At 68.8% G+C, this 10411-nt stretch carries 11 protein-coding genes; 7 read left to right on the top strand and 4 right to left on the bottom strand.

The features are described 5' to 3' along the window. The first annotated feature begins 155 nt into the window (after positions 1-155). The 4 genes from ACIA12_RS30710 to ACIA12_RS30695 are packed head-to-tail and all read left to right on the top strand — an operon-like array spanning position 156 to position 4280. Positions 156-1019: a carbohydrate ABC transporter permease gene (locus tag ACIA12_RS30710; protein WP_396370666.1), complete on the top strand. Its 864-nt coding sequence runs from the start codon at positions 156-158 to the stop codon at positions 1017-1019. A gap of 5 nt (positions 1020-1024) precedes the next feature. Then, positions 1025-1867 (top strand): carbohydrate ABC transporter permease, encoded by an 843-nt coding sequence (locus ACIA12_RS30705; RefSeq protein WP_396370665.1) that lies wholly within the window; start codon positions 1025-1027, stop codon positions 1865-1867. Beyond that, the gene (locus ACIA12_RS30700; protein ID WP_396370664.1) at positions 1864-3273 is read left to right on the top strand and encodes a GH1 family beta-glucosidase; all 1410 of its coding nucleotides are present in this window, start codon (positions 1864-1866) and stop codon (positions 3271-3273) included. Before ACIA12_RS30705 ends, ACIA12_RS30700 begins: the two co-directional genes overlap by 4 nt. After that, entirely contained in the window at positions 3270-4280 is a 1011-nt protein-coding gene (locus tag ACIA12_RS30695) for a LacI family DNA-binding transcriptional regulator (protein ID WP_396370663.1), read from the top strand. Before ACIA12_RS30700 ends, ACIA12_RS30695 begins: the two co-directional genes overlap by 4 nt. Before the next feature lie 76 nt (positions 4281-4356). Here ACIA12_RS30695 and ACIA12_RS30690 read toward each other — a convergent pair whose 3' ends face one another. Further along, complete coding sequence (locus ACIA12_RS30690; RefSeq protein ID WP_396370662.1) at positions 4357-4791, bottom strand: MarR family winged helix-turn-helix transcriptional regulator; 435 nt, start codon at positions 4789-4791, stop codon at positions 4357-4359. A 76-nt stretch (positions 4792-4867) separates the two neighbouring features. Between ACIA12_RS30690 and ACIA12_RS30685 the strand changes: the two genes are divergently transcribed. The 3 genes from ACIA12_RS30685 (at position 4868) to ACIA12_RS30675 (ending at position 6868) form a co-directional block, all read left to right on the top strand. Beyond that, positions 4868-5467 (top strand): maleylpyruvate isomerase family mycothiol-dependent enzyme, encoded by a 600-nt coding sequence (locus tag ACIA12_RS30685; RefSeq protein WP_396370661.1) that lies wholly within the window; start codon positions 4868-4870, stop codon positions 5465-5467. Positions 5468-5544: 77 nt separating this feature from the next. Continuing rightward, a complete protein-coding gene (locus tag ACIA12_RS30680; RefSeq protein WP_396370660.1) occupies positions 5545-6192 on the top strand; it encodes a DedA family protein in 648 nt (215 codons plus the stop codon). Positions 6193-6253: 61 nt separating this feature from the next. Further along, on the top strand, positions 6254-6868 hold the full coding sequence (locus tag ACIA12_RS30675) for an NADPH-dependent FMN reductase (protein ID WP_396370659.1): 615 nt from the start codon (positions 6254-6256) through the stop codon (positions 6866-6868). A 189-nt stretch (positions 6869-7057) separates the two neighbouring features. Here ACIA12_RS30675 and ACIA12_RS30670 read toward each other — a convergent pair whose 3' ends face one another. From ACIA12_RS30670 to ACIA12_RS30660, 3 genes are all read right to left on the bottom strand, one after another. Then, complete coding sequence (locus ACIA12_RS30670) at positions 7058-7420, bottom strand: ABC transporter permease (RefSeq protein ID WP_396370658.1); 363 nt, start codon at positions 7418-7420, stop codon at positions 7058-7060. Positions 7421-7497: 77 nt separating this feature from the next. Next, a complete protein-coding gene (locus ACIA12_RS30665) occupies positions 7498-9561 on the bottom strand; it encodes an ABC transporter permease (protein ID WP_396370657.1) in 2064 nt (687 codons plus the stop codon). After that, a complete protein-coding gene (locus ACIA12_RS30660) occupies positions 9558-10397 on the bottom strand; it encodes an ABC transporter ATP-binding protein (protein ID WP_396370656.1) in 840 nt (279 codons plus the stop codon). The genes ACIA12_RS30665 and ACIA12_RS30660 overlap by 4 nt, the downstream gene beginning before the upstream one ends. Between the last annotated feature and the right edge of the window lie 14 nt (positions 10398-10411).

Raw genomic sequence — 10411 nt, 5'->3', positions numbered from 1 at the left:
CTCCCCCCCCCCCCCCCCCCAGCTACTGCCCTCCCCCCCCCCCCCCCCCCCCAAACCCCCCCCCCCCCCCCCCCCCCCCCCCCCCGGCGGGCCGGGCCGCCCCCCCCCCCCCCCACGGCCGGGTCTCCTGGCGCTCCCGGTTGACCCGCGCGGACATGAGGTTCGCGCCGTACTTCTTCATCGCGCCGTTCTTCGTCCTGTTCGGTGTCTTCGGGGCGTTCCCGCTGGTCTACACCGGCTGGGTGTCGCTGCACGACTGGCACCTGATCGGTGAGCACACGTTCGTCGGGCTCGACAACTACACCGCGCTGTTCTCGGATCCGGACTTCTGGAACGCGCTGAAGAACACCGTCGGCATCTTCGTGATCGCGACCGTCCCGCAACTGATGGTCGCGCTGTCGGTGGCCAACCTGCTGAACCGCAAGATCCGGGCCCGCACCTTCTTCCGGATGGGCGTCCTGATCCCCAACGTAACGTCGGTCGCGGCGGTCGGCATCGTCTTCGGGCAGTTGTTCGCCCGCGACGTCGGCCTGGTCAACTACGTGATCACCGCCTTCGGACTGGACGCGGTCGACTGGCAGGCCAACTGGTGGTCCAGTTGGATCGCGATCGCCGTGATGGTCGACTGGCGCTGGACCGGCTACAACACGCTGATCCTGCTCGGCGCGATGCAGGCGATCCCCAAGGACCTGTACGAGTCGGCGTCCCTGGACGGGGCCAAACCCTGGCAGCAGTTCTGGCGGATCACGGTCCCGTTGCTGCGCCCGACGCTGGTGTTCACCGTCATCATCTCCACGATCGGAGGCCTGCAGTTGTTCACCGAGCCGGTGATCTTCGGCAACGGACGGATGCTCGGCGGCACGCTCGGGCAGTTCCAGACGGTCACCATGTACATGTACGAGACGGCGTTCCAGCGCTTCCAGTACGGGTACGGCGCCGCCATCGCGTGGTCGCTGTTCGGGCTGATCGTGATCTTCTCGCTGATCAACCTGCTGATCGTCCGGCGGGCCGCCCGGTGAGCGCGATGAGAGCCGCCTCGATCCGGCTGTGGCGCACCAGCCCGGCGACGTACCTGGCGCTGATCGTCGCCTGCGCGCTGTCGATCTTCCCGATCTACTGGATGGTCGTCGTGGCCACCCGCTCCAACGACGTCATCAACGACGTGCCGCCGCCGCTGCTCCCGGGCGGTGAGCTCGCCGCGAACGTCGGCCGGGTGTTCGCCAACGAGCACGCGGCGTTCGCCTACGGCCTGGTGAACTCGGTGGTGATCTCGAGCGTGGTGACCATCTCGGTGGTCTTCTTCTCCACCCTGGCCGGCTTCGCGTTCGCGAAACTGCGGTTCCGCGGCCGCAGCGGTCTGCTGCTGCTGATCGTCGGCACGATGATGGTGCCGGTCCAGCTCGGCCTGATCCCGCTGTACATGCTGATGGTGAAGATCGGCTGGAACGGCCACCTGCAAGCGGTGATCGTACCGTTCCTGGTGAGCGGTTTCGGCGTCTTCATGATGCGCCAGTACGCCGCCGAGGCGATCTCCGACGAATTGGTGGAAGCCGCCCGGGTGGACGGCTGCTCGACCTTCCGGATCTACTGGAACGTCGTACTGCCCGTACTGCGACCGGCCGCCGCCGTACTCGGCCTGCTGACCTTCATGCAGACCTGGAACGAGTTCATCTGGCCATACGCCGTGCTCGACGCCAACACCCCGACCGTACAGTTGTCGCTGAGCCTGCTGGCGACGGCGTACTACACCGACTACGCACAGGTCTTCGCTGCGACGGCGCTGGCCACCCTGCCCCTGTTCGCGGTGTTCATCCTGTTCGGCCGCCAGATCATCGGCGGCATCATGGAAGGTTCGATCAAGTCGTGACAACTGACAGCCAGACCGAGCCCGGTACCGGACTGGAGTTCCCGACCGGGTTCCTGTTCGGTGCCGCGACCGCCGCCTACCAGGTGGAGGGCGCGGCGACCGCCGACGGGCGCGGGCCCTCGATCTGGGACACCTTCTCGCACACGCCGGGCCGGGTGCTGGGCGGCGAGACCGGCGATGTCGCGATCGAGCACTACCACCGGTACCGCGAGGACGTCGCGCTGATGGCCGACCTCGGGCTGCAGGCGTACCGGTTCTCCATCTCCTGGCCCAGGGTCCAGCCGAACGGCCGCGGCGGCCTCAACCAGGCCGGTGTCGACTTCTACTCGCGGCTGATCGATGAACTGCTGGCAGCCGGTATCGAGCCATGGCCGACCCTGTACCACTGGGACCTGCCGCAGCCGCTCGAGGACGCGGGCGGCTGGCCCGAGCGGGACACGGCCGAGCGGTTCGCGGACTACGCGGGCGCGATCGCCGCAGTACTGGGCGATCGGGTGCGGCAGTGGACGACCTTGAACGAGCCCTGGTGTTCGGCCTTCCTGGGCTACGGCTCCGGCGTGCACGCACCGGGTCGGCAGGATCCTGCTGCGGCGGTACAGGCGGGGCATCACCTGATGCTCGGGCATGGGCTGGCTGCCGGCCTGCTGCGGTCCGCCGGGCATCAGGTCGGCGTGACCATCAACCTGTACGACGTAGTACCGGCGAGTGAGCGGGCGATCGACCTGGACGCGGCCCGGCGGATCGACGGGCTGCAGAACCGCTTCTTCCTCGACCCGGTGCTGCGCGGGTCCTATCCGGCGGACGTGGTCGCGGATCTCGGCCCGGTGACTGACTTCGCGCACGTACGGGACGGGGATCTGGCCGTCATCTCCACGCCGCTCGACGTCCTGGGCGTGAACTACTACACCCGGCACGTGGTGACCGGCGAGGCGACCGGCGGCGACGATGGTCACGGCGGAGGGGGCGGCGCTTCGCCCTGGCCCGGTAGCTCGCAGGTGGGCTTCCTGAAGGGGGATCTGCCGGTCACTGCGATGGGATGGGAGATCCACGCCGAGGGGCTCACCAGCGTCCTCGAACGGGTCGCCCGGGAGTATCCGGCAGTACCGCTCTATGTCACCGAGAACGGCGCGGCCTTCGCGGACGTACCGGACGCGGACGGTCTGGTCCGCGATCCCGACCGGGTCGGCTACCTGGACGGCCACCTGCGGGCGTGCCGGACGGCGATCGACGCAGGGGTGCCGTTGCGCGGCTACTTCTGCTGGTCGCTCTTCGACAACTTCGAGTGGTCCTGGGGCTACTCGCGGCGGTTTGGCCTCGTCCACGTCGACTACGCGACGCAGACACGCACCCCGAAGAGCAGCGCGTATTGGTACGCCGATCTGATCCGAGGCAGGCTAGCTACATGACCGAACCCCGTCCCACCATCGAAACCGTTGCGGCAAGGGCGGGGGTGGGGCGGGGGACCGCTTCGCGGGTGGTCAACGGGTCGTCCCAGGTCAGCCCGGCGGCCCGGGCGGCGGTGCTGAAGGCGATCGACGAGCTGGGGTACGTACCGAACCGGGCGGCCCGCAATCTGGTCACCCGGCGTACCGACTGCGTGGCGCTGGTGATCTCCGAACCGGGTGAGCGGCTCTTCACCGAGCCGTACTTCGCCGGCATCGTCCGCGGGATCAGCTCGGCGATGGCCCAGACCCAGCTGCAGCTGTGGTTGTCGATGGTGCAGAGCGCGAGCGAGCGAGAGCGGACCGGCCGCTTCCTGACCAGGGAGCACGTCGACGGGGTGCTGATGCTCTCCCAGCACGCGGACGATCCGTTGCCGGCTCAGGTCCGGGCCAACGGGTTGCCGTTGGTGCTGTGTGGGCGGCCGCTCGCGGGGCCGGACAACCGGCCGGTCGGGGACATCGCGTTCGTCGATGCCGACAACGCGACCGGCGGGCGGCAGGCGGCGCAGTACCTGGTGAATCAGGGGCGGCGCCGGATCGCTTGTATCGCTGGACCGCAGGACATGTCTGCCGGGGTCGCGCGACTGCTGGGGTTTCGCGACGTCATCGGCGAGGACCTGGTCGAGTACGGGGACTTCAGTGAGGACAGCGGCGCGAAGGCGATGGCGGCCCTGCTCGATCGGGCGCCGGGGCTGGATGCCGTTTTCGCTGCCTCCGATCCGATGGCCTTCGGGGCGATGCGGGTGCTGAAGGCGGCCGGCCGGCGGATACCGGAGGATGTGGCGGTGATCGGGTTCGACGGCTCGCCTGGTGGCCGGCACTCCGATCCGCCGCTGACCTCGGTGTTCCAGCCGACCGAGGAGATGGGGCGCGAGATGACCCGGCTACTGCTCGCTCAGTTGAGCGGGGAGCAGCCGGCGGAGGCTCAGGTCATCGTCGAGACCAGGCTGGAGCTGCGGGGCAGCGCCTGAGCCCGGCCGTTCGAGGCAGCGCCTGGGCCCGGCTGTTCGAGGCAGCGCCTGGGCCTGGCTGGGGGGCTTGAGCTGGTCAGGCGTAGGGGTCGGTGATTTCGCGGAGCTTGGTGAGGGCCCGCCGGAGCTGGGCTGCTTGGGTGGCGCCCAGGTGGGCGATCCATTCGGCCTCGATCTCGGCGACCTCGGCTGCGGCGATGGGGATGGTCCGGGCGCCGTGCTCGGTGATCTGGACGAGCCTCGCGCGGGCGTCGCTCGGGTCGGGGACGCGGCGGACGTAGCCAGCCTTCTCCAGTTGGTCGACCAGGAAGCCGGCGGTCTGCTTGGTGACCTGGGCCTGCTCGGCGAGCTCGGTCAGGCGGGTGCCGTTCGGGCCGATTCGCTGGAACACCCGGGCCTGGGCGGGGGTGATGTCGTAACCCGCGTCGGCGAGCCGCTGGAAGACGCGATTCTCCAGCGACCGGTAGGGGATGAACAGCAGCAGTCCGAGATTCAGCTCGTCGTCCGGCACCTGACCATCTTGACTGGTAGTCAGAGAAGCTGTCTAATTTGGTCAGAGAGGCTTACTGGTTTCCTGGGGTGGAGCGATGGAGAGCGAACAGATCTGGCGGTACGTCGATGTCGAGCGCGCAGCGCTGGCCGACCTGCTCGCCGGGCTGACCGAGGCCGAGTGGTCGACGCCGTCGGTCTGCCCGGGCTGGACGGTCCGCGACGTCGCCGCCCACGTGATCTCGTCACCGCAAGCGCGGGTGCTGCCGGTGATGGGCGGGATGGTTCGCGCGCGGGGCGACTTCAACCGGTTCGTGTTCGAGGAGGCGCGGCGGGCGGGCGCGAAGTACTCGGGGGAGGAGATCGTCGCGCAGTACCGGCGGTTCGCCGGGTCGCGCCGCCGGCCGCTCGGTACCACCGTCGTCGACCCGCTGCTCGACGTATTGATCCACACCCAGGACATCGTGCTGCCGCTCGGGCGTCGTCATGAGATGCCTGCCGAAGCTGCGGTGGTCGCGGCCGACCGGATCTGGGCGAAGTCCTTTCCCTTCAAGGCTCGCAAGAGGTTGAGCGGCTCGCGATTGGTTGCCTCCGACATCGATTGGTCGGTGGGTTCCGGCGCGGAGATCAAGGCTCCGATCGCCGAGTTGCTGCTGTTGCTCAGTGGGCGGCAGCCGGAGCGGCTTCAGCGTCGTTGAGTGGGGTTTTCCTGGCTGGGTACGGTGGAGGGGCCGAGGAAATGACCCCATGACCCCGACGAACCAGGTGCTGAATGATGAGCGCTCTCGCGCAGGAACCGACCAGTGGTGTGGCCGGTTGGGCCATCGGCCTGATGGAGAAGCTGGGGGCTCCGGGGGCGGGGCTCGCGGTGGCGCTGGAGAATCTGTTTCCGCCGTTGCCCAGTGAGGTGATCCTGCCGCTGGCGGGATTCGCGGCCAATCGCGGGGATCTGGGGTTGATCAGCGCGATCTTGTTCACGACGCTCGGGTCGGTGGTGGGGGCGCTGGCGTTGTACGGCGTCGGCGCCGGGCTGGGCAGGACGCGCACGCGGGCGCTGGCGGCGCGGCTTCCGTTGGTCAAGGTCGAGGATGTCGACAAGGCGGAGGCGTGGTTCGACCGGCACGGCGCCAAGGCGGTGCTGATCGGGCGGTTGGTGCCGGTGGTGCGGAGTCTGATCTCCGTGCCGGCCGGGGTGGAGCGGATGACGGTGCCGTTGTTCGTCGCGTTGACGGCGCTCGGGAGTGCGGTGTGGAACACGGCGCTGATCGTCGCGGGGTATGCGCTGGGCGAGAAATGGCATGTCGTGGAGTCGTCGGTGGGAGTGCTGCAATACGTCGTACTGGGTGGTGCGGCGGCCGCGGTGGGCTGGTTCGTGGTTGTCAAGGTGAGGGCCAGACGTTCACCTGCTGAGAAAGTCAAGTAGCTCGCTCGACTTTGGTTAGGCTCGAGATCTCACTGCCGAACCTCTCAGGAGTTGGGTCCCGATGCCCTCAACCGTCTTCGAGCCGCGGATCGTGCCGGATCCGCCGGTCTGGCCGCAATCCGTCGTCACCGTGGTGGGGAACCCCAAAGCCGGGTCCCGGACGGCGGCGGCGGCCGCGTCGGTGGCCGAGTTGCTTGCTTCTGAGCTCGGTACGCCGTACCGGATCGACGAGCTGATCGACCTCGTCACGTTCGCGCCGGCCATCTTCCAGGGGGAGAGTGCGGCCGACGTCGATCGCGAGGCGTTGGACAGCGCGATCGAGTTGGTGTCGTCGGCTTCGGTGATCGTGCTGGCTACGCCTGTTTACAAGGGGAGTTATACGGGGTTGCTGAAGAGCTTCCTCGACGTACTGCCGCATCTGGCGCTGGCTGGGTCGGTCGTCGTGCCGGTCACTGTGTCGGCGGCGCCCAGCCACAAGCTGCTGGCTGATCTGCATCTTCGCCCGGTCCTCGCCGAACTCGGCGCCAGCGTGCCGACGCCGCCGGTTGCTTTGGAGGAGAAGGACTTCGAGGACCTGCAGCTTCCGGTGTCCGCTTGGCTGCGTAGGCACGCTGGACTGGTGCAAGCGACCACCATCGCTCTCCAGCCAGTAGCCGAACCGACCCCCGCCAAATAACACCGTCCGCACCGCGCTGCGCGCGGTGCGGACGGTGGGTGGGGTGTGTGGTGTCCGCCGGGTGGGTGTGTGGCTGGGTGGAGTGCGAGGTGCTCGCGGGGGTGAGTGTGTGGATGGGGCATGAACTGGAGTCCTCGGACAGGGGTGCTGTCGGCGGACCCAGTCCTGCGCGAGGCGCCGGCGCAGGGGTCAGTCGGCGCGGGCGGCGGCCTCGGCGGGTCTGGTGGAGAGGGACTTGGTGGCGGGGATGAGGGTGGAGAGCATGGTCAGGGTGAAGGCGATGGCGATGATGGCGAGGTAGATCCAGATGGGGCCTGAGGGGGTTGCTGAGGTGGAGACTGCGGAGGCGTAGGGGAGGAGGGTGGCCAGGGCTACCAGGGTGCCCAGGACTATGCCGGAGAGGGCTACCAGGATGCCTTCTGTGGTTAGCATTCTGAGGACTTGGCCTCGGGTGGAGCCGGTCAGGCGTTGGAGGCCGAACTCGCGGCGGCGGCGGACCGTGGCCGAGGCCAGGGTGTTGACCACCGAGACTGCGGTGTAAGCGATCAGCATGCCGACCAGGAGGTAGTTGATCCAGGCCTGGGTCTTCAGGTCCTCGTTGTTGCCGGCGATGAGAGAGTCGCGGTTGGCTACCTGTACGCCGGGAGTCGCGGCGGCGAGCTTGGCCAGGGCCGGGCCGATCGAGGCGCCGGGCTCGGCGCGGACGAGGATCTGCGGGCGAGGCGATCGGTGGTGTGGGCGGCGACCAGGTCGGCGGGAAGGACGATGCTCTCGTACCCGCGTTCGGCTGCGAAGGTGGCGACAACGCGGAGGTCGACGGAGGCTCCGTCGCCAAGCGTCATCTTGATCGACGTACCGACCGGGCGCTTGATCTTGTTGGCTACCAGGTCAGGGAGCGCGACCGTGTTGCCGGTCAGCCCCTCGAGGGAGCCGGTGGTCAGACGTACTGGCGCAGTACCGTCCGCGCCCTGAGGTGAGACGCCTTGCAGCAGGGCGCCGTCCTCGTCGAAGGGCGCGTTCCGCGGCTCGTCGATGACGCCGAGGCTGGTGACGTAGGCGGACGCGCTCGCCACCCCCTTCAGTGCCTGGACCTGGGGGAGAAGCGACGGTGAGAGACCCGAAGCGGTGGAGACGAGGACCGCGTCGGCCCGCAGGTCCTTGGTGAAGGCCTTCGAGGCCGCGTCCACGTTGGTGGTCTGCATGTAGATGTTTGCGGTGGCGATCCCGACGGCCAGCATGACCGGCATCACCGCGGCCGACATGGCGACGGATCGTGCTGTCACGTTGAGGATCGCGAGCCGTCCGTTGACCCGGCTCACCGCGTACAGCGGCCAGCGGAGGATGCCGAGGATCAGCTTGGTGACCAGCGGGCCGAGCACTGCGAGGCCGATCGCCCAGCAGAGCACCGCGGGACCGGCGGTCGCACCGGCCAGCGGTCCGCTCATCACGGCGCCCGTCACGATCATCAACGCGAGACCGCCGCCGACGAAGAGCAGGCCGATCACCAGCCGTACCCAGCTGAACCACTTGGTCTGCAGCGAGGACTCGACCAGCGCCTCGACCGGCCGGATCTTGGCCGACCGGCGCGACGCCATGAACGCCGCACCGACCGCCGCCAGTACTGCGGCTCCCGCACCGGCCGCGAACGGGATCAGACCTTGATAAAAGGTCACGTCGGGTGACGCCACCCCGTTCTTCGAGAGCTGATCGAAGAGGAAGCGGCCAAGCAGCGCACCGGGAATCACACCGGCCAGTACCGCCGGCAGCGAGACCAGCATCGCCTCGCCCAGAATCATCCGGCGGACCTGGCCCGGCGTGGTCCCGATGCTGCGCAGCAAGGCGAACTCACGCTGCCGGTGCTGCGCGGCCAGGGCGAGGGTCGAGGCGACGACGAACATCATCGTCATCGTCGCGATCCCACCGAACGAGCCGGCGACCGAGATCAGAATGGTCTTCTTGGCCGCCGCGTCCGGGTGCTCGACCTGGCCGCGGTCGATGCCGATCAGTGCGGACACATCGGCGGTCTTCTCGATCTGCTTGCGCAACGCCTTCAGATCGGTGCCAGGGGCAACGAGTACGCCGAGGGAGGAGAACTGGCCGGGCCGGCCGGCCAGGCGGCTCGCGTCCTCGTCGGCGAAGAAGGTGTTGCCGGCGGGGCCGGAGGCGATTCCGTCGACGGTGAAGGCGGACTGCCGGCCGCCGACCAGCAGGTTCACCTTGCCACCGAGCTTCGCGTCGAGGTCCCGCGCGGTCGTTGCGTCGATGACGACAGCGCCGGGGCGAGGCGCAGTACCGGCGGTGAGGTGGAAGGGGGCCAGCGTGGCGGCTGACCAGTTGTGGCCTTGACCTTTGGTGAAGCCTTGGCCCTGGGGGACCGGCGCCGGGAAGGTCTGGTCGCCGATGACGTCGGTGACGCCTGGCAGGGAACGGATCTTGGCGGCGACCGAGTCGTCGACGCCGACCTGCTCGGTGAGGTGGGTGACGTCTTCCTTGCCCGGACGGAGGTGGGTGAGCTTGCCGGTGACGACGATCGGCGCCGCGGCCAGGCGTTCGGGGGCGACGTTGGAGCGGATGCCGGTCTCCATCAGGCCGCCGCAGGCGAGCACGATGGCCGTGCCGAAGATGACGGCGACGAAGGTGGCGATGAAGCCGCTCTTGCGGTAGCGCAGGGTACGGACGGCCAGGCGCATCATCGTGCTGCCCCGGCGGCTTCGCGAGCTGCCTGGGTGGCGCTGGCGGCTTCGGCGCGGGCTGCCTCGGCGGCGCGGGCTGCGCGGGCGCCGAGGTGGGTGAGGCGGTCTGCTACCTGCTCGGCGGTCGGTGAGAGCAGGCTGCCGGCCAGTACGCCGTCGGCGAGGAAGACCACCTGGTCGGCGTACGAGGCCGCGACCGGGTCGTGGGTGACCATGACGACTGTCTGGCCCTGGGTGCGGACTGGCTCGCAGAGCAGGTCGAGGACGTCGGCGGCGGTCTGGGTGTCCAGTGCGCCGGTCGGCTCGTCGGCGAAGATCACTGCTGGCCGAGCGACCAGGGCGCGGGCAATGGCGACGCGCTGCTGCTGGCCGCCGGACAGTTCGCCAGGGCGGCTCTTGTGCTTGCCGCTGAGGCCTACCCGGTCCAGTACCTCGCGGACGGCGGCCTTGTTGGTGCGGCGGCCGTCGAGCTCCTGCGGCAGCGTGACGTTCTGCCAGACCGTCAGAGCCGGCAGCAGGTTGAACGACTGGAAGACGAAGCCGATCCGCTCGCGGCGCAGTTCGGTGAGCTGCCGCTCGCTCAGGCCGGCCAGCGGTACGTCGTCGATCGAGACCGTACCGGCGGTCGGCCGGTCGAGTCCCGCGGCGCAGTGCAGAAAGGTGCTCTTGCCGGAGCCCGACGGGCCCATCACGGCGGTGAAGGTGCCCCGCGCGAAGCTGATGGTGACGCCGTCCAGCGCAGTCACGGCGTTGCCGCCCTTGCCATAGACCCGTCGTACGTCCTGCAGCACGACCGAGTGGTTCGATCTGGTGAGTACTTCCTTGTTGCGCCTCATGGCTGACCCCTTGT

Source organism: Kribbella sp. NPDC051620, assembly GCF_044453825.1.
Taxonomy (GTDB): Bacteria; Actinomycetota; Actinomycetes; order Propionibacteriales; family Kribbellaceae; genus Kribbella.
This window is presented reverse-complemented; position numbering and strand designations above follow the sequence as displayed.

Bases quoted from the DNA above. Each gene is read 5' to 3' on its own strand.
- ACIA12_RS30695 (WP_396370663.1), top strand. From the start codon at position 3,270: ATGACCGAACCCCGTCCCACCATCGAAACCGTTGCGGCAAGGGCGGGG.
- ACIA12_RS30670 (WP_396370658.1), bottom strand. From the start codon at position 7,420: ATGCTGATCGCTTACACCGCAGTCTCGGTGGTCAACACCCTGGCCTCG.
- ACIA12_RS30660 (WP_396370656.1), bottom strand. From the start codon at position 10,397: ATGAGGCGCAACAAGGAAGTACTCACCAGATCGAACCACTCGGTCGTG.
- ACIA12_RS30675 (WP_396370659.1), top strand. From the start codon at position 6,254: ATGCCCTCAACCGTCTTCGAGCCGCGGATCGTGCCGGATCCGCCGGTC.
- ACIA12_RS30710 (WP_396370666.1), top strand. From the start codon at position 156: ATGAGGTTCGCGCCGTACTTCTTCATCGCGCCGTTCTTCGTCCTGTTC.
- ACIA12_RS30665 (WP_396370657.1), bottom strand. From the start codon at position 9,561: ATGATGCGCCTGGCCGTCCGTACCCTGCGCTACCGCAAGAGCGGCTTC.
- ACIA12_RS30680 (WP_396370660.1), top strand. From the start codon at position 5,545: ATGAGCGCTCTCGCGCAGGAACCGACCAGTGGTGTGGCCGGTTGGGCC.
- ACIA12_RS30705 (WP_396370665.1), top strand. From the start codon at position 1,025: ATGAGAGCCGCCTCGATCCGGCTGTGGCGCACCAGCCCGGCGACGTAC.
- ACIA12_RS30685 (WP_396370661.1), top strand. From the start codon at position 4,868: ATGGAGAGCGAACAGATCTGGCGGTACGTCGATGTCGAGCGCGCAGCG.